18 protein-coding genes are annotated in these 20,183 nt (G+C 59.8%); 8 read left to right on the top strand and 10 right to left on the bottom strand.

What is annotated here, in order from left to right; genetic code table 11:
• Positions 1 to 2 precede the first annotated feature (2 nt).
• From tssG to tssB, 6 genes are all read right to left on the bottom strand, one after another.
• Complete coding sequence (gene tssG, locus KGB06_RS19285; RefSeq protein ID WP_223518580.1) at positions 3 to 1,028, bottom strand: type VI secretion system baseplate subunit TssG; 1,026 nt, start codon at positions 1,026 to 1,028, stop codon at positions 3 to 5.
• Entirely contained in the window at positions 992 to 2,785 is a 1,794-nt protein-coding gene (gene tssF / locus KGB06_RS19280; RefSeq protein WP_223518578.1) for a type VI secretion system baseplate subunit TssF, read from the bottom strand. The genes tssG and tssF overlap by 37 nt, the downstream gene beginning before the upstream one ends.
• Positions 2,769 to 3,212 carry a type VI secretion system baseplate subunit TssE gene (tssE, locus tag KGB06_RS19275; protein WP_223518576.1) on the bottom strand — a complete coding sequence of 148 codons (444 nt, stop codon included), beginning with the start codon at positions 3,210 to 3,212 and terminating at the stop codon, positions 2,769 to 2,771. The genes tssF and tssE overlap by 17 nt, the downstream gene beginning before the upstream one ends.
• 15 nt (positions 3,213 to 3,227) lie before the next feature.
• Entirely contained in the window at positions 3,228 to 3,725 is a 498-nt protein-coding gene (locus KGB06_RS19270) for an Hcp family type VI secretion system effector (RefSeq protein WP_223518575.1), read from the bottom strand.
• Between the two features lie 76 nt (positions 3,726 to 3,801).
• On the bottom strand, positions 3,802 to 5,283 hold the full coding sequence (gene tssC, locus KGB06_RS19265) for a type VI secretion system contractile sheath large subunit (RefSeq protein ID WP_223518574.1): 1,482 nt from the start codon (positions 5,281 to 5,283) through the stop codon (positions 3,802 to 3,804).
• Between the two features lie 28 nt (positions 5,284 to 5,311).
• A complete protein-coding gene (tssB, locus tag KGB06_RS19260) occupies positions 5,312 to 5,869 on the bottom strand; it encodes a type VI secretion system contractile sheath small subunit (RefSeq protein WP_223518573.1) in 558 nt (185 codons plus the stop codon).
• Between the two features lie 226 nt (positions 5,870 to 6,095).
• Here tssB and KGB06_RS19255 point away from each other — a divergent pair, with 226 nt between their 5' ends.
• The 5 genes from KGB06_RS19255 to tssA are packed head-to-tail and all read left to right on the top strand — an operon-like array spanning position 6,096 to position 13,619.
• On the top strand, positions 6,096 to 6,545 hold the full coding sequence (locus KGB06_RS19255; RefSeq protein WP_223518572.1) for a type VI secretion protein: 450 nt from the start codon (positions 6,096 to 6,098) through the stop codon (positions 6,543 to 6,545).
• Between the two features lie 54 nt (positions 6,546 to 6,599).
• On the top strand, positions 6,600 to 7,931 hold the full coding sequence (gene tssK / locus KGB06_RS19250) for a type VI secretion system baseplate subunit TssK (protein ID WP_223518570.1): 1,332 nt from the start codon (positions 6,600 to 6,602) through the stop codon (positions 7,929 to 7,931).
• 17 nt (positions 7,932 to 7,948) lie between these two features.
• A complete protein-coding gene (locus KGB06_RS19245) occupies positions 7,949 to 8,716 on the top strand; it encodes a DotU family type IV/VI secretion system protein (RefSeq protein WP_223518566.1) in 768 nt (255 codons plus the stop codon).
• Positions 8,713 to 12,534 (top strand): type VI secretion system protein, encoded by a 3,822-nt coding sequence (locus KGB06_RS19240; RefSeq protein WP_223518564.1) that lies wholly within the window; start codon positions 8,713 to 8,715, stop codon positions 12,532 to 12,534. The genes KGB06_RS19245 and KGB06_RS19240 overlap by 4 nt, the downstream gene beginning before the upstream one ends.
• Positions 12,531 to 13,619 carry a type VI secretion system protein TssA gene (gene tssA, locus KGB06_RS19235; protein WP_223518562.1) on the top strand — a complete coding sequence of 363 codons (1,089 nt, stop codon included), beginning with the start codon at positions 12,531 to 12,533 and terminating at the stop codon, positions 13,617 to 13,619. The genes KGB06_RS19240 and tssA overlap by 4 nt, the downstream gene beginning before the upstream one ends.
• Here tssA and KGB06_RS19230 read toward each other — a convergent pair.
• From KGB06_RS19230 to KGB06_RS19220, 3 genes are all read right to left on the bottom strand, one after another.
• Positions 13,616 to 14,587, bottom strand: a complete 972-nt coding sequence (locus KGB06_RS19230; RefSeq protein ID WP_223518560.1) for a 2-hydroxyacid dehydrogenase — start codon at positions 14,585 to 14,587, stop codon at positions 13,616 to 13,618. The two genes, tssA and KGB06_RS19230, sit on opposite strands and share 4 nt — an antisense overlap.
• A gap of 102 nt (positions 14,588 to 14,689) precedes the next feature.
• Complete coding sequence (locus KGB06_RS19225) at positions 14,690 to 15,289, bottom strand: TetR/AcrR family transcriptional regulator (RefSeq protein WP_223518559.1); 600 nt, start codon at positions 15,287 to 15,289, stop codon at positions 14,690 to 14,692.
• 30 nt (positions 15,290 to 15,319) lie between these two features.
• Positions 15,320 to 15,703 (bottom strand): tautomerase family protein, encoded by a 384-nt coding sequence (locus KGB06_RS19220; protein WP_223518558.1) that lies wholly within the window; start codon positions 15,701 to 15,703, stop codon positions 15,320 to 15,322.
• 558 nt (positions 15,704 to 16,261) lie between these two features.
• Between KGB06_RS19220 and KGB06_RS19215 the strand changes: the two genes are divergently transcribed.
• The 3 genes from KGB06_RS19215 to KGB06_RS19205 all read left to right on the top strand — a co-directional run bounded on the left by KGB06_RS19215 (position 16,262) and on the right by KGB06_RS19205 (position 19,850).
• Positions 16,262 to 16,597, top strand: a complete 336-nt coding sequence (locus KGB06_RS19215) for a hypothetical protein (protein ID WP_223518557.1) — start codon at positions 16,262 to 16,264, stop codon at positions 16,595 to 16,597.
• A 225-nt stretch (positions 16,598 to 16,822) separates the two neighbouring features.
• Positions 16,823 to 18,103, top strand: coding sequence for a serine/threonine transporter (locus KGB06_RS19210; protein WP_223518556.1), 1,281 nt, complete (start codon positions 16,823 to 16,825; stop codon positions 18,101 to 18,103).
• 94 nt (positions 18,104 to 18,197) lie between these two features.
• Positions 18,198 to 19,850: a SulP family inorganic anion transporter gene (locus tag KGB06_RS19205; protein WP_223518555.1), complete on the top strand. Its 1,653-nt coding sequence runs from the start codon at positions 18,198 to 18,200 to the stop codon at positions 19,848 to 19,850.
• A 184-nt stretch (positions 19,851 to 20,034) separates the two neighbouring features.
• Here the strand turns inward: KGB06_RS19205 and KGB06_RS19200 are convergent.
• A partial coding sequence (locus KGB06_RS19200) for a hypothetical protein (protein ID WP_223512690.1) occupies positions 20,035 to 20,183 on the bottom strand: 149 nt, incomplete at its 5' end.

Raw genomic sequence — 20,183 nt, 5'->3', positions numbered from 1 at the left:
GTTCAGGTGATCTCCAGCTGTCGAAGACGGGTTTCGATGCGTTGCACGGCAAGGCTGGTTTGTCGTTGCAAACCGCCATTCCAGCCGAGCTGCGGCGGTGCGTCGCGACCAAGTTTTATCGGGCCGGCACCACGCACCAGCAACACCAACGTGCAATCCAGGTCCGGGCCGAAATACAGGGCGCTGAGGCTGGCCAGCGCCGGGTGCGATTCGCCGTCAGGCAAAAACCTCGCCGCCTGGGACGAGGACAACGGACCCAGTGTCAGCCGGATGCCTGCGTGTTCATCCCAGACCCGGGTGCCGGCCACCGCTGTCCGGCCCAGTTGCAGGTTGCGGCCGCCCGGGATCATGCGGCTGCGACTGGCGGGCGGAATCTCGCGCCACGCCCCTTCATAAGCACTCAGTTGCACGGGCAGTTCGAACTGTTCGCGCACAATGGCGGCGAAACCGGCGAGGGAGCGACGGCCGTCAGCAAACAGCGCGCTGCACGCCAGCACGGCGGAATCAGGAATGGCCTGACGTTCCTGCAAGGCTTTGGGCAGCAGGCCGGTCAGCGCCCTCAATTGCGCCTGCACCGGCGACGCGGCGGGTACGGTGAAACCCACGGCGATCCGGTGTTTGCGCATCACCTTGTACAGCAGGCTCAGTAACCGATGCTGGAACAGGTCGAGGAATTCGGCCGGTGCGAAGTCCTTGGCCCGAGCCCGCTGCTGCAACCATTCCTGATAGGCGTAAGGCAGGGGGCCGTCAGGGCCGCCGAGGCCGAACACCGGCGTGCTGAGGATCGGTTGCTGGTCGGGTTCCTGGGTCAGGCTTTCGATTTCGCTGGCGGAGAACAGCGGCGTCAACGGCCCGCGCAGGCGCAGTGCTTCCGCTTGAGGGGCGGTGCCGCTGCCGAGGGATTCGGCCTGGGGGTGTTCGCGTTCCAGCAGCAATAACGCCTGCAATAATTCGAACGCTTGGGGGTCACGTCGCAGCCGTTGGCTCAGGTTCAGAGGGACAGCGGCATGCCGGCTAGGGGTTGCCATGTCTTGACCTCCTTGTTTGATTGAACCAGCACCGTGCGCACGAAGCGGTTGGCCGTGGCATAGAGTGAAAAGAACTGCGCCAGCACCGCTGAAAACAACACTGCGCTGCTGCCCACAAAATGTTGTGGATCGAGTTGCAGTTGAACCTCCAGCCCATTACGCCAGCCGCGCCAGGCGTCTTCGCCGACATGGCCAATCACCCGTTCGCAACCCAAACTCAATAAGCCCTCGATTTGCCGCCAGGCGCTGGCCTCGTCACGCAGGTTGTGCAACTGCAGGATTTCCTTGAGCGCATCCAGTGCCTGCGGCCCTTCGACCAATGAAAGATGATTGAGGGTCAGTTGCGACACCAGCCGCCAGCGCGATTCGCCGTCCAGGCGCGGCAAGCTCTGCGGGCTGGGTGGATTGCGCAGGCGCGCCCAGGCCACCGGACCCGGACGTTCGAAACCCAGCGGTGTACCAGCTGGAAGGCTCTGGGCCAAGTGTCGATTGGTGCAGAGCAGTTCGGCGGTGAGGCTGTATTCAATGGCCTCCGACAGCGGATCGAGTCGCGTGTCCACCAGACTCACCAGCAGGTCGGTGCCGAGGCGATTGGGGGTCATGCTGCTGACTCGTCGCGCATGCCAGTAGCATTGCTTATCGGCGCCACTGTGCTGACTGCCGTAATAGGCCGGCACTCGTTGCACACCTTGGCTGGAACTGGCGCGCATCGCCCGGATGCTATGGATCTCGACGCTGTTTTCCCGGTGGCTGTCGGCGACCAGGCGGTATTCGCTGCGGGTGCCGTCCGGGCGCAGAGGCTCCGAGGTGCGTGGAAACAGGTTGATCACCGGCGCGCAGCCCAGCGCAATATCGCTGGCCTGAAGGTGTAAACGGCTGCTGGGCGCGCGATCGAAGACGATGTACAGATAAAGCGTCTGGCTGTCGCTGGTGGCGCCTGCCAGTGGAAGGTCGAAGAAGTTGAATTTGTCCGGGAAGGCAAAGTACTCGGCGAGCAAACGCATGCCCGGGTGCACACCGTCTTCGTCCGGCAGCAGCACTTCATCGCTGGCAAAACCGACGATCCGGGGCAGCCCCGTCAGCACGTTGGGCACACTGCCGACCGGGCCGGCCAGTACCTTCACGGCATGGGCACCGAGCAGGTCATACAGGCAGGCGTTTATCATCGGTGAGGCGGTCAAATGCACGCGCAATTGTTCGATGCCCAGCGCCGACCATTGGTTTTCACCGAGGCACCGCAAACTCAGGCGCAGCGCCGAACGCGCTTGAACAACGCCGGTCAGGGCCTGGGCTTCGTCGCTACCCAGCAGCAGCGCTTCGTTGATTTCCACGGGCCACAGCCGAACCGCGGCGCTGGTGCGAAAGTGAATGCTTTCGCCTTTGCTCGTGGTGACGAACAACGGTGTGTCCCGGGGCAGCGGGTAGCCGCCGGCCAGGTTGCCTTTGCTCAGGTCCGGTTCGAACTGCACGATGGAGCACGATGGTAGAGGGCGCATGGCTAACGGGTAAAGCTGTTCGAGCAACGCATCGCTGAATTCAGCGTAGTCATCATCGAGACGGCGTTGCAGGCGCGCCGCCAACAGCGCAAAACCTTCCAGCAGCCGCTCGACGTGCGGGTCCGGGCATTCATCGGGTGACAGTTCAAGGCGCCTGGCGACCTTGGGGTAGCGCTCGGCGAAAATACTCCCGGCGTGACGCAACCAGGTCAGTTCCCGTTGGTAGTAGTCGAGCAGTTGCGGGTCAATCGAGTCGCTCATGACGCACCTCAAGGCCATCGCTGACCTTCTCGATGACAAATGCCACCGGCCAGTGCTGCCGGCCGCTGCGTAGCTTCCCGATCAGCCTGATGCTCAGTTGCTGCGGATGGCCGGGCACCGGGTCGACCTGAACCTCACCCAGTTTCAGGCGCGGTTCGAAATGGTAGATCGCCTCGCGCACGTCCCGCGTCAATTGACGACGGTCATCGCTGCGCTGCTGTTGCAGGGCGGTCCAGTCAGCGATGCCGTAGTCGAGAATGCTCGGCGGGGAGGTGAGCGCCAGTGGCCTGCGTCGGGTGTTGAACAGGCGCAGCAGTTCCGTGCGGACCGAGTCGAGCAGGCCCTGAAGGTCGAACTCCAGCACCGTGTCGACCTCGCTTGAGGCGAGTCGCTCGAACAACGGTGGGTGCATGCCGGTGCCTGCCATGGCCGACGCGTCCACTTACTTGACGAGCTTGTTGGCAGCCATGTCCCAGGTCGAGGCGGCCGTACCTTCCTTGGTGCCGTCGTCTTTCTGGGCGGTGAGTTCCCATTTGATTTTGGTGAAATTCAGAGACAGAGTCTCCACCGGTTTGCCCCCGGTGCCGCCGCTGACACTGACGTTGGACAGCACCACGTTGGTCAGGGTGTAGATGATGAACGGCATCAGTTTGCCACTACCTTCAGCAGCGTTGCGCCCGACGATGACCTTGGCTTCCGGGATCGGTTTGCCCGCGCAGCAATATTCGTTGAGGCTAGGTGTGGAACTGTCGACAAATTTAGTCAACGTGAACTCGCCGATGTGTGGCTTTCCGGAGGTCCGCTCCGAGTTGCTGACGTCGTTTGTGACCTGCATGGCGACGTTGTGGCTGTAGGACATGACTTCGATCTTGTCCGTGTAGCCTTCGAGCAGACTGTCGCCTTTGATGTCGCCGCCGAGGTCGAGAATAATTGCATCCATCGCATGAACTCCTGAAGGTTTTCAAGCTTGATAAACAGGGAACTCCCGCCGGGTTGGCCGGCGGGAGAGGGGCCGGTCAGGCGGCTGCCGGTGGCGGCAGGGTGGCGACCAGTCGGATCGACGCAGTCAGCTCTTCGAGCTGGAAGTGCGGTCGCAGGAACACCGTGGCCTTATAGGCACCCGGCTTGCCGGCCACCTCGGTCACATCCACTCGGGCTTCACGCAACGGGTACTGCGCCTTGATCTCTTGCGGCGCGTTGTCGTTGATCAGCACGTAGTCGGCGATCCAGTTGTTGAGGTAGGTCTGCACATTATCGCGGGTCATGAAGCTGCCGACCTTGTCGCGCATGATCACCTTCAGGTAGTGCGCGAAGCGCGAGGCGGCAAGCACGTACGGCAACATCGCCGAAATCCGCGCATTGGCATTGGCCTCGTTGGTGTTGTAAAGCTTGGACTTGTTGGTGGTCTGGCCGCCAAAGAACACCGCCACGTCGCTGTTTTTCTTGTGGCACAGCGCGATGAAACCGAGGTCGTTGAGCTCTTTTTCCCGGCGGTCGGTGATCGCCACTTCGGTCGGGCACTTGAGCGACAGGTCGCCGGAAGTCGTGCGGAAGGTGTGAGCCGGCAAACCTTCAACCGCGCCTCCGCCTTCCGCCCCCCGAATCGCTGCGCACCAACCGTATTTAGCGAAGGCTTCGGTGATGCGCTGTGACAAGGCCCATGCGGCGTTGCCCCACAGGTATTTACCGTGGTCGCTGCCGTTGACGTCCTCAACGTAATTGATGCCTTCAACCGGCGAGGTGTCCGGGCCGTAAGGCAGGCGCAGCAGGAAATGCGGCAGCACCAGCGACACGTAGCGCGAATCTTCGCTTTCGCGGAAGGAGCGCCACTTGATCAGTTCCTGGCTCTCGAAGACCTTGGACAGGTCACGCGGCACGGCTAGTTCGGTGAAGCTGTTCATGTCGAACAACCGTGGACTGGCGGCGGCAATAAACGGCGCGTGAGCGGCGGCGGCGACGTTCGACAGTTTCTCCAGTAGCCCGATGTCCTGTGGGTGCCGGCCAAAGGTGTAGTCACCCACCAGCAAGCTGAACGGGTGCCCACCAAAAGTGCCGTATTCCTCTTCGTAGATCTTCTTGAACAGCGCGCTCTGGTCAAACTCGACGGCTTTTTCCAGGTCGTTTTGCAGCTCCTTCTGCGTCACGTTGAGCAGGCGCAGTTTCAGCCGGGAACTGGTTTCGGTGTTTTGCACCAGCAGGTGCAAGCCACGCCAGGAAGCCTCGAGTTTTTGTAATTCGGGATGGTGCAAGACTTCATTGAGTTGCGCACTGATCAGCTCATCGATCTGGCTGATGCGGTCGTTGATCATCGCCACGGTGTCCTTGTCGATGGCCATGCCTTCGTCGAGGACCTGGGTGGCGAACTCCGCGAGCATGTCGCGGGCATAGTCCTGCTGGCTGTCGTCGTGGGCCATGCGGCCTTCGGCGATGATGCGATCGAGCAAGGACAGGCTTTCTGTGGTGCTTTCACTGGTTGTGGCGCTGGCTGAAGCGGGCATGGCGACGTCTCCCTGAGTGAATGAGTGATCAGGCCTGCGGTTGATCAGGTGCTTCGGTCGGTGCTTCGCTGTCGCCTGCAACGGGGGCGGCGGTTTCCGGACGGGCAGACTTGATCTCTTGCAGGCCTTCGGTGTTGGCGATGACGTCGCGCAACAGCTTGTCCAGATCATCATTGCCGTCGAGTTTGGTCAGCAGGTCGCGCAAGCGCTGACGGGCTTCGAACAGGCGCCGCAAGGGGGTCACTTGCTCGACCACTTTGACCGGGTCGAAGTCGTCGATGTGTTTGAAGTTGAGCTCGATGTTGAGCTTGCTGTCGTCACCGCTGAGCGTGTTGGTGACCTGCAAGGTGGCGCGAGGGGCGATCGAGGCAAGCACTTCGTTGAAGTTGTCGCGGTCGATCTCGGTGAAGCGCCGCTCGTTCAATTTGGGAAGTGGCTCGAGAGGTTTGCCGGAAAGGTCGGCCAGAATGCCGACGACCAACGGCAATTCTTTTTTCTCGATGGCGTTGCCGATTTCGACGTCGTAGGTGATTTGCACCCGGGGCGGGCGGACCCTGTCGAGCTTGTGTTGAGTGCTTTCTGCCATGTTGGCTGACTCCGATGCATGAATGGGCGCAATGCATCGGGAGGCCCGCTCATCGCTTTCCCTTGCTGGGCCGAAGGTTAGAAAGGGTGGCAGACGGAGCTGTCGGTCCTTTGACGAACCTTCCACATTCGGCATGGGGGCCGAACTACCCAAGACACTAGAACAGGTCTATAAAAAGGCAAGCAAAAAACATTTTTGGACCGGCTCGATAAAAGGAAAATTCAATTTGTCTGCACGTTTTTTTGCTTTTGTCCTGTTCCTGACCGTCTCCGGTTGCTCGTTATTCGGGCCACGGGTGGATCTCGATAACCTGACACTGGACGTCGCGCCGAAGGCCAACGACGACACCCCGATTGCCGTGGATTTCATCGCCGTGAACGACCCGGACTTGCTCAAACAGTTGTCCGGCATCACGGCACGACAGTGGTTTGCCGATCGCGAACAGTATCAACGCGACTATCGGCAGCTGATAACAGTGTGGGGGCTGGAACTGGTCCCCGGCCAATTCATCGACAAACAACCTTTCCCGCTGGGGGGCAAGCGGGCCTCTGGACTTTTGGTTTTCGCCAGCTATAACACACCCGGAGCACACCGATTGCGGCTGGATGATCAGCACGATGCCTGGCTTAAGTTCGACAGCCGGGAGATGACGCTGGTGAGCAGCACTTCGCAGTGAACACACCGCCAAGCCGCCGGTTTGCGCGGCGACGTAAACGTCGAAGGGACTCGTATGAGCCTGTTACCTGATGCGGTTTGCTGGCACGAGGGCATGCAATTACTGCCCCAGCATTTTCAGTTGCAAGGCCTTCGAGCCGAAGCATTGGTGACGCATTTTGCGCAAGCCTGTAATCCATGGTTCTGGGGTGTGAGCCGAATTGAAGTCGACCCTGGTGCACTGAGCGCCGGGCTGGTGCGCTTACTCAATCTGCAAGCGACATTACCAGACGGTTTGCCGGTCGACCTGCAGGTGGGGGGCGGACCGAGTTTGGAGCTTGATGTCAACGAAGCGGTCAACGCTTCGGAAAACGCGACGGTGACCGTGTACCTCGCCGTCAGCCCGTTGTGGCGAGCCGGCCAGCTACTACCGCTCAAGGGGCGGCTGCAGTCCGTGGTCGGCGATGCGTTGCCGGATTTGACCAGCGGTGAGTACCCCGAGTCGATCACGGTGTGGCGTCCTAATCCGCGTTTGTGCACACAATTGAACAAAGCCGATTCTATCTGCCTGCCGCTGCTGAAAATTCGCAAGGAGGGCGGCGGCTTTCTGTCGTTGCCCTACACGCCGCCCACGCCGTGCCTGTTGCCTGAGTCAATGTTGGGTCGAAGGGTTGCGGGCCTGTGTGCCCGAACGCGGGAAAAATGCATGTTCCTGGCTGGCCGTCTGCGCCAGGCGCAGCAGGCCGGCAATCAGGATGATGCGTTGGAAGTCCGTCGCCAGTTGACGGCGTTGTGGGCCCGTCTGCCGGAAGTAGAGGGCGTATTGAACAGTCGACTGGCAACGCCACAATCTTTGTACGGTGGGTTACTCGGGCTGGCAGGCGCATGGTCCGCTCTCGACCCGTTGGCGGGCGTTCCACCCTTTGCCCCACTGGATTTTCTGGAGCTGCAACGCGGCTATGAGTCGGTCCTTGACTGGCTTGAACGAACCCTCCAACTGATTCGTGCCGGCTATCGCAGCCTGCCGTTTGAACGCAGTGAACAGAGTTTTTCGATTCAACTGCCCGACGATCAGCCGAGTCAGCGTCTGGTCATCGGTTTGCGCATGCCCAGCGGCAGCGGCGAACAGGCCGCCAGCGAATGGCTGAGCGGGGCGATCATTGCCTCAGCGCCGCACATTCCGTTGCTCAGCCGTCAGCGCATGAGCGGTTTGCCTCATCAGGCCATGGGCCGCAATGAGCAAGTGTCCTACAGCGTCGGCGACGACACGCGCTTGTTTGTGGTGACGGCCGAGGGCCAGTGGTTCGACGGGCAATTGCCGTTGCTGATTGCCGCGCCGGCCTCAAAACCGGCGAGCAGTCCATGGCAAGTGGTGTTGTTTGTGGCTCAGGCGAGTGAAAGTGTCTGATCGAGGAGAGGCATCGAATGTCTGAAGGGAATGCCGGGGCGGGTACACGGGGGCTTCGCGAAGCGCCGCTGAGCAGTGCCTTTCGCGAGGCGTGGCTGCAATGGTCTCAGGAATGGATTCAGTTGCCCAAGGACAGCGACGATGAGGCGCTGGTCGAGGCAGTTTTCGACCTGTCGACGCAAATCTCCCAGCGGCTGTGGCGAACCGCGTTCGCCCGGGTCGGTGATGCGGCGACTGACCAGGTGAAGGCGCTGGTCTACGCCTTTGTCGCGTTGATCGATGAAACGCTGTTGTTTGCGCCATGGCCGGGCCAGTCTGCCTGGCAGGAAAAACCGCTGGAATCGCGGATGTACGCAAGCCGGCAGGCCGGCGAGAAATTGCCGCTGGCGATCAAGACCCTGCTGGACGAACAGATTCCCACTACCCGCGACCTGGCCAATGTTTATTTGCAATGCCTGGTGTTGGGGTTTGAAGGGCAGCTGCGCGGTGAACAGAGTCAGACCCAGCATGAAAAACTGCGCCTGGCACTGTTCACCTTTGCCTGGCAGCACGACGCGGACTATGCCGATGTCAGCGCAAGGCTCCAGCAACCTTCGGCGGTACCGCCGGTGCAGTTGCCGGTGCGTCAATCCTTGCCGGATGGTTTTCGTCTCGGACTGGGTATTTTCGCCATGGTGATGATACTGACAGGGCTGGGGCAGTTTTTCTGGCGTGACATTCACCAGGAGCTTGATCCGGTGTTGCAGATGACCGATTCGGTTGCCGCGTCGGAGCAAAACTTATGAGCACGCTTGGGTGGGTCGGTCTGATCATTGTCGTGCTGTTGGTGCTGATCATTATCGGGGGAGTGGTCTGGTGGTTGCGCACCCAGAGCGGGGCGGCGATCCGCAGTTTTTATACCTCGGTCCGCCATATGGAGCAGGAGCAGGGCGCTCAGGACCGTTACCAGATTCCATGGCTGCTGATGCTCGGCGACGAAACCCAGGGCACGCAATTGTGCCGCCAATGGCGCCTGCAACCAACCGACAAACCTGCCTGGTTCGGGCGTTGGTGGTCGGATCCCGAAGGCGCCGTGCTGGTGGTGCCGCAGGGGCTGTTCCTGCCTGAAGAAGGCATGAACCTGCAACGAGGCAGCTGGTGGCGCTTGTTGGGGTTGATCCTGCGCTTGCGCAGCAAACGGCCACTGGACGGGGTGATCTGGACGGTGCCGGTCAGTCGCCTGGTCAGTGCTGAGCAGGCGGCGAGCCTTGGTCTGGCGGCCCGTCGGCGCTTCATCGATTTGCTGCAACGGTTCGGGCTGAGCCTGCCGGTGTACGTGGTGATTACCGGCATGGAAGAGCTGCCAGGTTTTCAGGATTTGATCACGGCGTTGCCCGAAGAAGCTCGCGAGCGCACGCTGGGTTGGTCCTCACCGTTTGGCCCCGAGGTGGTGTGGCAAACGCAATGGAGTGATCAGGCGCTTGACCAGATTAACCGCGCCTTGTCGGAATCGATTATCGAGATTGGTGCCTTGGCCGGCCATTTGAAGGGCGAGTTGTTTGGGTTGCCGGAACAAATCGAGGTGTTGAGGCGCAACCTGCAAACTTTGCTTGAACCGGTTTTCCAGGGCAATGCCCAAGGCGAGGCGCCGCGTTTTCGTGGTGTGTATTTCAGCGCTAATCAACCTTCGCAAGACGCGCTCGACGGTTTCTCGGCGTACGACACCAAGTTGCAGCAGAGTGTGTTCGCCCGGCAATTGTGGCAGCACCGGGTGGTCGCCGAACGCGGATTGGCCTTGGTGGTTCCACGCTTGTTGCGCCTGCGCCAGCGGTGGCAGCGATTGACCGCTGGGGTGGCACTGGTGGTCGGTGTGGTCTGGGCCGCGAGCATGCTTTGGGTCTGGCAGGACTCGGTCAAGGACGCACATGAATTGTCGCGTCTATTGCAGGGTGCGCAGAAAAATTACGTGGTGGTCACCGATGAATCGCATCGGCTGGAGTCGACCCGGCGCAACGTCCAGGGGTTCTGGCGAGTATTGGAAAAGGCCCCACGCTGGGACTTCACCTCCTGGGTGTTTCCCACTTCCTGGTTCTCGTCGCTGGATGTGCAGTTGGAGAATCAACTGCGCCTGACCGCTCAGAGCCACTTATTGGAGCCCCTGCACGACTTGCTGAACGCAGAGTTGGTAAAACTCAAGGCTATCCGCAACACCGAGCGCCGGGGCAACGTCGAAAGCGAAGATCCCGCCCAATGGCAAAACTACGTCAAGGCCAAGGACCTGGTGGAGCGCGCGGTACGTCTTGAACAACAGAATCAGTGGTTCAATCAGGCGCTGAATAACCCTAAAGCACCACTCGAAGATCTGGTGTTGCTGAGCAACAATGCCCTGTCCTTAAACCTCAATGTTGGCACCTTGCACCGAGCCGGTTTTTACAACCGGGTGTTGCTCGATACCAATGGCAGTGACTTGAAACCACTGGACCTGGCCGTGGAGCGCCAAGCCATTGAGGATAATTTTTCCGGGCTCATGGAACGCTGGCTTGACCAGTATTTTCTCGCAGACAATTTCGTCCGCCAGGCGGGTTATCTCAAGTTGCACCTGGAACGGCTGGAGGCTGGCAGTGGCAACTCCCTGACCGAGCTTGAAGATTTGCGCGCGTTGATCGATGACCTGCAAGCGCTGATCGGCCTGACCAATTCGGCGTGGAGTCGTGGTAAGGGCCAGGACCTTGTGCCCGGCTACCGCGAGATGATGGATAAGGTTCGCCAGAGCAGCTTGCTCGGCCAACAGGTAGAACAGCAACTGGATCAGTACGCGTCGAAGTTGCAGCATAGTTTTCGCGACCAGTGGATCGCCCAGGCAGGGGCCAGAGGTAACTTGCTGGTTCAACAAGGTAGCGGACAGCTAGCGTTACAGGAGCATATCAGCCAGTTGAATAATGCGGTGCAGGCGCTGTTCAAGCGCGATTTTGTGGCCATCGCCTTACAGGCTGATCAGTCCGTTGCTCCGAACGGGCAGGGGCAGGGCGTTGATGGCGACGACTTCGCCAATGCGCTGAACTATTTTGCCAGTTACAAGAGGTATGCCGCCGAAGAGCTGCCACGCATTCCCCCTGCGTATCGTGGCGCCTTGCTGCAAGCGGCTGAAGGCGCAGTCGTCAAGGCCATGTTGACGAGCTTTCGGGAGCGCAATGAGCAGGCTAACAGGGGTGTATTCAATGTGCAGGCCGCACAGGCTATTGACTTGCAAAAGGCTTTCATCGAGGTGCGTCGCAGTGATCTGGCTACGCGTTTGCAAAGCGCCTTGAACCGCCGGGCCCTCGCTGAAGTCGCCAGCGGCCTCGATGGAATCGTCGCCCAGCCGCTCTTCAGCGAACGTACTGAAATCGGCCAGTGGGACGGCTCGAAAAACCTCGGTCTGCAGCTGTATGGCGCCAGTGATGTGCAAGATTTGAAGCTGAGCCTCAAACAGCAATTCAACACCATGCTCGGGATCACCGAACGGCGCACCTCGGCGCTGGAATGGCTGAAAACCCAGCAGCAGAACCTCTCGGCGCTGGATTATGAGCGTGTGACGCAATTCAGCGCTCTCAATGAAGAACTGCTCAAGTACAAGGACCAGAACCCCGCAAGTTCACCGGCCCAGATCGAGCAGCTGTTGAGTCGCGACTTTATCGAAATGGACGCAACGTCGTGCGGTCAGATTTTGCAAACCGCCAGCCTGTCCGGCGGGCGCGGGACGTTGGCACTGCGCGCACTGAATCTGCAACAAAGCGCAATGCAACGTTGTCAGTTCCTGCAGCAGCAGCAAGCAGCGGCGGCGTGGAACGACTTGGCCAACTATTTCAACCAGTACTTGGCCGAGCGCTTCCCGTTTGCCAATGGTGTGCTGGCCACCGACGCCGACCCGGCCCGGGTCCAGCACTTCCTCGACTTGATCGACAAGCGTCTGCCGGTGGCGCAAGCCGGGTTGCAACTCAGCCAGACGCCGGAGCGTTTGGCCGCCGAGGATTTTCTCAATCGTTTGAAGCAGGCCAACACGTGGCTCGGCCCGCTGTTTGTGCGGGACAAGAGCGGCATGCTTGGCGTTGAAATGGACGTGCGCTGGCGTACCGATCGCGAGGAAGAGCGTGGCGCCGATCAAGTGATTGCCTGGGGTTTAAATGCCGGCAATCAACAGATCAACTACCCCGGTGAGGCCCAGCCGAACCTGCGCTGGATGGTCGGTCAACCTGTTCGGCTGACCTTACGTTGGGCCAGAAATGGCTCGCAGCGCCCAGCCAGCGACCCCTTGCAGCCTAACCTGGTAGTGAGGGATTTCGAGGCTGGTTGGGAGTATGGCGGCCCTTGGTCGTTGCTGCGTCTGATCCGTTCGCACCAGTCGGTACAGCGCCAACCGAACATGGACTACACCGATTTTCCGCTGACATTGCGCCTACCGGTGACTGCGCAGACCAGCACGGCTGAGCAGACTCTGATGTTTGTTCGCCTGTCGCTAATGAGCCAGGGCTCGAAGCTGCCGCTGTCCATCCAACCGTTGCCCACCCGGGCCCCGCGTTCACCCTTCATACAGACCCGGGCGACCGCGTCCGCGACTGCCATGACTCAGGAGGAAGGCTTGTGAACCTGACTTCACCACCGTTGCCGGACGTAATTGCCCGACTGCTCGAACCGATCAGCGAAGAGGCGCCTTGCGGTCAGGATCTACGCTATGAACGTGAGTTCGACCTGGCGCGTGAACTGCGTCGCGAGGACGACACTAGCCTGCCGACGGGCGTCTGGCAGTCGGCAATCAAACGGGCCCAATGGTCTGAGCTGGAGCATCTGACGAGCACTTTGCTGCTGGAACGCAGCAAGGACCTGATGCTGTGCGCCTGGCTTGGTGAAGCCTGGTTGCATCAGGACGGCCTCGACGGATTGCCGGGCAGTCTGGCGTTGGTCGTCGGCTTGTGTGAACGCTATCCCGAGCACCTTCATCCTCGGGCCGAAGACGGTGATCAGTCATGGCGAGTCATTCCGCTTGAATGGCTGGCGCGGCGCTACAGCGAAGTGCTGCTGACGCGGGTGCCATTGTTCGATCCGTGTAACGGTGAATTCGAGGGTTACTGCTTGGACACCTGGCGGCGACTGCAACTGCAGCAGGTCCTGGTCAATGACAGCAAGGCGGCCAAAACGTCGGCGGAAACGGCGCGAGGCGAACAGAAAAAACTCACTGAAATGATTCGAGCCACTCCTCAGTCCCTCTGGTTGCGCCGTCAGGAGCATTTGCTGACAAGCCTGCAACATCTGCAACGGCTGGACGCATGGAGCGACGCTTACCTGGGTAATCAGGCGCCGGGTTTCAAAGCTTTGCAGGACGTGATCGAGGCGATATTGACGCTGGTTCAGGAGTTCATCGCCATGCAGCCACGACCGTTAACCGAAACGCCGGTGGAGCCACCGCCAATGACGCCATCAGCCACTGTCGAGTTGCCGCAAACGTCGTCGGTTCCACAGGTATTTCGTGAGCCGGCGAGCCGCGATGAGGCCTATCGGCAATTGCTGTCGATTGCCGAATACCTGGCACGTACCGAACCCCACAGCCCCGTTCCTTACTTGATCCGGCGGGGAGTGGAGTGGGGCAATAAGCCACTGAGCGAGTTGCTGGGCGAATTGATCTCGGCCGATGCCGAGTCCCGTCGACTCTGGACACTGCTGGGTGTCCTTTAATCAGCGTCTCCGCAGGGCATGGTTGGGAGGGGTAAAGCAATCGGCGTTAACACGGGCTGGTTGCTAAAGAATGCCAACAGGTTTCTCCCAACAAGCTCAACGGTGCCCTGAGTGGCCTCGGGTGAAAGCCCGGCCACATGAGGTGTCAGGATCACGTTGCTCAACGATTTGAGCGCCTGCGGCACATGCGGTTCGGCATCGAACACGTCCAGCGCGGCGCCGGCAATGCGTCGTTGTTCAAGCGCTCTGACCAGGTCGGCGGTGACGATCACGCTGGCGCGGGCGATGTTGATGAGAAACCCGTCGTGGCCCAAGGCCTCGAGGACATGTTTGTTGATCAAGTGTTTGGTGCCAATGCCGCCAGGGGTCGCGATGATCAGGAAATCCGAGACGCGGGCCAGTTCGGTGGGCGTGGAGCAAAAGGTGTAGGGCGCATCGCTGCGATGCTGGCGGTTGTGGTAACTCACCGTCATGTCAAAACCATTGGCCGCGCGTTTGGCGATGGCCATGCCGACGGCACCCAGGCCGAGAATGCCCAGGCGCTTGCCGGCCAGGGAAGGGCGCATGATCTTTGGCCATTCACCCCGACGCACAGCCGCATCGCAGCGAGGAATGTCACGCACCAGCGCGAGCAGCATTGCCATGGCGTGGTCGGCGACCGATGACGCATTCACCCCGGCGCCGTTGGTGACCGTGATGCCATGGTCGGCGGCGGCTTGCAGGTCAACGTGTTCGTAACCGGCGCCAATGACGCAGATGATCTTGAGGTTGGGCAGGGCAGCGATTTCATCGGCGTACAGACCCAATGGGCCACGGGTCAGCACTGCATCGATCTGAACGCCATTACGGGCGATGGCCGCCGTGCGCTCGGCAGGGGTGGGGGCAAGAATCAGGTGAAAACCCTGATGTTCGAGAATTGGCAAATAATCATTGATGGTTTCAACCAGTACCAGAACGGTTGCAGGCATGCTGCGCTCCTGTGGGCATAGGAATGTCGGGGCTCGAACGTCGCTTCAGATTGCTGATTCCCGATCAGTTTGGCAATGGCCAAAGATCGTACACGCGGCTGTTCAGTTGGATGAGTCCTTCGAGGTCAGGAACGTGCGTGCCGCGTCGAGAATTTCATCCGACACCGCATCGCCGCGGCTGGCGCGGGCGAGGGTCAGGGCGCCGACCATCAGCGAAAACTCCACCAGCGCCTGTTGCCGATCGGCTTGTGCATTGCCTGAATCCAGCAGCGAACCGTAGGATTTCAGCAACCTGTCGAGCCCTTCCATGAAGGTCTGGCGCAAACCACTGTCTGCCGCTTCGTGGCACATGTCCCCGGCGAAGGCGGCTACCGGACAACTGTCCCCCGGAGTGTCGCGGCTGGCCTGGGACAGGTAAGGCTCGATCAGCGCACGGCGTGCAGAGTCATTGTCGTCGACATGGGCGGCGATCCATTTCTGCCAGCGCTCTGCCGATTGGTCGAACGCCCGGCCACTAGCCTCCTGCGCCAACGCTTCCTTGGACTCGAAATGCCCGTAGAAGCCGCCATGGGTGAGACCTGCCGCCGCCATGACGTCGACGACACTGATGCCGTGCAGGCCCCGCTCGCGAAACAGCCGCGTGGCAGCCTCGACGATGATTTCGCGGTTGAGGTCGGCTTGCTTGCGGGAAACTCGGGGCATCAGTGGCTCACAGGTATAAAAGGTGGGGGATCAAAGAGCGTACTGGGCAATCCCGTTGCCGAACGACCAGTTCTCTTTTTTCACTTCCACCAGATTAATGAAAACATCCTCCAGGCGCACCGCCAGTTCGCGATTCAGGCTCTCGGCGATGGTTTTGTAGAGCAGTTTTTTCTTCTCGTCCGTACGGCCTTCGCTCAGCGTGATCTGGATGATCACCAGGTTGTCGGTACGTTTAATGCCCAGGTATTCGGGGTCGAAGATGAAATGGTGTTCATCGTGCTCCGTCAGTATCTGGAAATTATCGTTTTCCGGCACGGCGATGGCGCTGTGCATCGCGGCGTAAATGAGCTGGCCGACGCGTTTGGCGAAGGTGGGATCCTGATGCTTTTTGATGTCGACACGAACCAGTGGCATGGGATGTCTCCAGATAGAAGGCCGGTCAATTAAAAATACATGACAGGGGTCCTTTATCAAGTGAAAGCTACTATTGGGCGATGAAACAACCTGCGGGAGCGAGCCTGCTCGCGATGGCGATGGGTCATTTAACAACGCTGTTGACTGGCACACCGCTGTCGTCAGCGCTTTCAAGTATTCGAGGAAGTTCCTGACAATTTTTGCAGTGAGATGGCCTCGCACGTCCCCGGATTCGGATGCTTTCAGTTACCTATTGGTGTTTGCCGGCGGTACGCTGCCTCACACATAATCCACGGCATGTTTTTTCGTACGCAGGCGCCCAGAGCGGCCCATCCAGGAGGAGGCGAACACATGTCAGCCAAGAAAATTTGTCGTAAGGAAACCCGGTCGTCTATCACTCGAGTCATGGACGTCACAATGATTTCGACAACAGTGGGCAGTGCCGCTTTCGCGAATATGATTTTCCCTGGCCTTGGAAGCACCATAGTGGGTGCTGTTCTAGGCGCAGTTTTTGGTTTTCGAGCTACAAAATCGGCCTGATATCAAGGATAGGGCCCTATGGCACCGGACCAATTCAGCTGCTCGATTATCAGCAGCGTTCTTTGCATTGCTCTCTATCTGGGACTGTGCCGGTACTACAAACAGAAAGCAGACCTGACTCATGGGGTGATCATCGCGATATCAATGACGGGCTTGGTCGCAGCCTGTGCCCTTGGATCGCTCACGATGTCCTCAAGCCTTGAGCAGATTGGTGTGTTTCGGGATCATAAGCCGAGTATTTTAATCGGCACTTTGGCGATGATCTGGGTTTCGGTGACAACGGCGCATCAGTCTGTGATGCATCCTGTTCGATCAGGCAAGCGTCACTCTCCTGCGCAACCCGATGCACCCTGAAATGTCCATGTTTCGCTACGCGGCGCCAAATCCGGCTCACTCCCTCACGGTTGGCGAATCTTCCTATAGCCACTGATCCGCACCACCACTCCTCAGCTAAGTATTTGCTTTTATTCATTAAACCCGGACAATCGCGCCCCTGTTTCGGCCAGGGCGCTGCCTGTCGGGTTTTTCCGACTCGTCCTGACCGGGTAGCAACTGACCGGAATGTGGAGATCCCACCGGATGAATGATCAGGCCAATAGCGTCGACAAACGCTATGTAGCGGCGGCACCAGCGACTCTTTCGAGCTGGAATCGTCATGACACCACCTGGATGCTGGGCCTGTTTGGCACGGCCATCGGGGCAGGCACGCTGTTTTTGCCGATCAACGCAGGGCTGGGCGGTTTCTGGCCGTTGCTGGTCCTGGCGGTGTTGGCGTTCCCTATGACCTTCTACGCACACCGTGGCCTGACCCGCTTCGTGCTGTCCGGACGCGAAGGCGCGGACATCACCGAAGTGGTGGAAGAACACTTTGGCATCAAGGCCGGTGCGTTGATCACGTTGCTGTACTTCTTCGCGATCTTCCCGATCCTGCTGATTTACAGCGTCGCGCTGACCAACACCGTGGGCAGTTTCCTTGAGCATCAATTGCACATCACGCCGCCACCGCGCGCGGTGCTGTCATTGGTGCTGATCCTCGGCCTGCTGGCGGTGGTGCGTTGCGGCGAGCAGGTGATCGTCAAGGCCATGAGCCTGATGGTGTATCCGTTCATCGTGGCGTTGCTGTTCTTGGCGGTGTTCCTGATTCCGCACTGGAACGGCGGCATTCTGACCACCGCCAGCACACTGCCTGAGCCGTCGGCGCTGCTGAACACCTTGTGGCTGGCGATTCCGGTGATGGTGTTCTCGTTCAACCACTCGCCGATCATCTCGGCGTTTGCGGTCGATCAGAAACGCCGTTACGGCGACCACGCCGAAGAGCGCAGCTCGCAGATCCTGTCCCGCGCTCACCTGTTGATGGTGGTGATGGTGCTGTTCTTCGTCTTCAGCTGCGTGCTGACCCTATCGCCAGCACAACTGGCCGAAGCCAAGGCGCAGAACCTGTCGATTCTGTCGTACCTGGCCAACCATTTCAGCAACCCGACCATCGCCTTCGCGGCGCCCTTGATTGCCTTTGTGGCAATTTCCAAGTCGTTCCTGGGCCATTACATCGGTGCCAGCGAAGGCCTGAAAGGCCTGATCGTCAAAAGCGGCAAACGCCCGGCGCCGAAGACCCTGAACCGTATGACCGCTGCGTTCATGCTGGTGGTGTGCTGGATCGTTGCCACGCTGAACCCGAGCATTCTGGGGATGATCGAAACCCTCGGTGGCCCGATCATCGCGGCGATTCTGTTCCTGATGCCGATGTACGCGATCCGCAAGGTGCCGGCGATGGCGCGTTATCGCGGGCAGGCGTCCAATGTCTTCGTGACAGCGGTGGGCCTGGTGGCGATTACTGCGTTGATTTACTCGCTGACCGCGTGATCGTTCGGCCTGCTCGCACAGCGCCGAATTGACAGCTACAGTGGCCGCTGCACGTGATACGTGCAGCGGTTTTTTTTCGCCTGGAGTCACCGGATTGCCGAGCGCCTCACCCCCCAATCTCACCGAACAACCCAATCGCTGGCGGGACTTGCTGGCCGGGTTGTCGATTGCCGGGCTGTTGTTGCCCGAAGCAGTCGCCTATTCAAGCATTGCCGCCGTAGCGCCGCAGGCCGGGGTGATCGCCTTGTTTGCCGGTTTGCTGTGTTATGGGCTGTTCGGCACCAGTCGTTTTGCCATTGTGTCGGCTACCTCTTCGTCCGCAGCGGTGCTGGCCGCCGCCACCGCAACGCTGGCCAACGGCGACCCCCAGTTGCGTTCGACCCTGGCCATCGGCCTGGTACTGATGACCGGCGCGTTCTTTTTGTTGGCCGGGCTGTTCAAGCTAGGAAGTGTGACGTCATTCATTGCCAAACCGGTACTGCGCGGCTTTGCCTTTGGCCTGGCACTTACCATCATCCTCAAGCAAGTTGCCAGTGTGGTCGGCGTGCATCTGAGCGACGGCAATCTGGTGCGGTTTCTGCCGCAACTGCTGGAACAACTGCCGCAATGGAATGGGGTGGCGGCGAGTGTCGCCGCCGTGGCATTGGCCTTGTTAGTGCTCTTTGCAAGATTTCGACGCTTGCCGGGCGGTTTGCTGGTGGTCGTGATCGGTATCGTTGCCAGTCAGTGGCTGAACCTGCCGGCGTATGGGGTGAAGTTGATTGGTGTGATCGATTTGAGCCTGGAAGTGCCCCGGTTGCCGGTGTTGCCCTTCACTGACTGGTTACGCTTGGGCGAATTGGCCTTTGCCATGGTGATGATCCTGTACGCGGAGTCATACGGTTCGATCAGTTCGTACGCGCTCAAGCACGGCGACCGGATCTCGTCGAGCCGCGATCTGCTAGTGCTGGGTGCGTCTAATCTGTTGTCCGGATTGTTTCATGGCATGCCGGCAGGGGCAGGGTTCTCGGCAACGTCGGCCAATGAAGCGGCGGGTGCCACTTCACGGCTGGCCGGTGGCGTGGCGGCGCTGGTGGTGTTGCTCATCGTTTTGACGGTATTGCCTTATATCGCCCTGACCCCGGAGCCGATTCTCGCCGCCATCGTCATCCATGCCCTGGCCCGAGGCTTGAGCCTGCAACCGCTGGGACGGTATTTCATCTGGCGGCGCGACCGGTTGCTGGTCATCTGCGCGGTGGCGGCAGTGCTGGTGCTGGGGGTGCTGGACGGTCTGCTACTGGCGGTGGCGATCAGTGTGGTGCTGATGCTCAAACAAATGTCAGCGGCGGATATTCAGATCCTCGGGCGCATTGATGGCGGCCATGACTTTGTCGACCTGCAACGCCATCCGACGGCGCAAACAGTGCCAGGGGTGTTGATCGTGAGGCCGGGGGAAGCGTTGTTCTTTGCCAACGTCGAGCGGATCCTGGGTAGCACGATGCGTTTGATCCGCCATTCGCCAACACCGATTCACTCGGTGATTCTCAGCCTGGAGGAGTCGCCCGATCTGGATGGCACCAGCATCGAGGCGTTGCAGGAGTTTTTTGTGCGGGTGCAGGTGGAAGGGAAGCGGTTGGTGCTGGCGCGGCTCAAGGATTCGGCGCAAAGCGCGTTGGCGGTGTTGCCCGAGGTGGCGGGTACACAAGTGACCCTCAGTGACCTGAGCGTGGATGGCGCGGTACAACAAGCCCTCAAGACCTGCGCATAACCCCTGTAGGAGTGAGCCTGCTCGCGATAGCGGTGTGTCAGTCGATACTGATATTGAATGTAAGACCGCTATCGCGAGCAGGCTCACTCCTACAGGGGATTTGTGTCAGGGCATATTCATGTCGCAGGTACAAAAAAACGCCGCGCATCTCACGATGGGCGGCGTTTTCTATGGCGTTGTAGCGTTAGGCTTGAACGACCGGAATGTTGGCGTTCGCAGCAGCTTCACGGAACTCGGCGATCTGGTCGAAGGACAGGTAGCGGTAGACATCGGCCGCCATGCTGTCGATCTTGCCAGCGTATTCCATGTACTCCTCGACGGTCGGCAGGCGAC

It is taken from the genome of Pseudomonas sp. GL-B-19, assembly GCF_019956415.1.
In the GTDB taxonomy this organism is placed as follows: Bacteria; Pseudomonadota; Gammaproteobacteria; order Pseudomonadales; family Pseudomonadaceae; genus Aquipseudomonas.
The sequence above is the reverse complement of the archived record's forward strand: the minus strand, read 5'-3'. Positions and strand labels throughout refer to the sequence as shown.

What these genes read in the sequence shown, in the direction of transcription:
- tssG (WP_223518580.1), bottom strand. Translation starts at nt 1,028, where the DNA reads ATGGCAACCCCTAGCCGGCATGCCGCTGTCCCTCTGAACCTGAGCCAA.
- tssF (WP_223518578.1), bottom strand. Translation starts at nt 2,785, where the DNA reads ATGAGCGACTCGATTGACCCGCAACTGCTCGACTACTACCAACGGGAA.
- tssE (WP_223518576.1), bottom strand. Translation starts at nt 3,212, where the DNA reads ATGGCAGGCACCGGCATGCACCCACCGTTGTTCGAGCGACTCGCCTCA.
- KGB06_RS19270 (WP_223518575.1), bottom strand. Translation starts at nt 3,725, where the DNA reads ATGGATGCAATTATTCTCGACCTCGGCGGCGACATCAAAGGCGACAGT.
- tssC (WP_223518574.1), bottom strand. Translation starts at nt 5,283, where the DNA reads ATGCCCGCTTCAGCCAGCGCCACAACCAGTGAAAGCACCACAGAAAGC.
- tssB (WP_223518573.1), bottom strand. Translation starts at nt 5,869, where the DNA reads ATGGCAGAAAGCACTCAACACAAGCTCGACAGGGTCCGCCCGCCCCGG.
- tssK (WP_223518570.1), top strand. Translation starts at nt 6,600, where the DNA reads ATGAGCCTGTTACCTGATGCGGTTTGCTGGCACGAGGGCATGCAATTA.
- KGB06_RS19245 (WP_223518566.1), top strand. Translation starts at nt 7,949, where the DNA reads ATGTCTGAAGGGAATGCCGGGGCGGGTACACGGGGGCTTCGCGAAGCG.
- KGB06_RS19240 (WP_223518564.1), top strand. Translation starts at nt 8,713, where the DNA reads ATGAGCACGCTTGGGTGGGTCGGTCTGATCATTGTCGTGCTGTTGGTG.
- KGB06_RS19230 (WP_223518560.1), bottom strand. Translation starts at nt 14,587, where the DNA reads ATGCCTGCAACCGTTCTGGTACTGGTTGAAACCATCAATGATTATTTG.
- KGB06_RS19225 (WP_223518559.1), bottom strand. Translation starts at nt 15,289, where the DNA reads ATGCCCCGAGTTTCCCGCAAGCAAGCCGACCTCAACCGCGAAATCATC.
- KGB06_RS19220 (WP_223518558.1), bottom strand. Translation starts at nt 15,703, where the DNA reads ATGCCACTGGTTCGTGTCGACATCAAAAAGCATCAGGATCCCACCTTC.
- KGB06_RS19215 (WP_223518557.1), top strand. Translation starts at nt 16,262, where the DNA reads ATGGCACCGGACCAATTCAGCTGCTCGATTATCAGCAGCGTTCTTTGC.
- KGB06_RS19210 (WP_223518556.1), top strand. Translation starts at nt 16,823, where the DNA reads ATGAATGATCAGGCCAATAGCGTCGACAAACGCTATGTAGCGGCGGCA.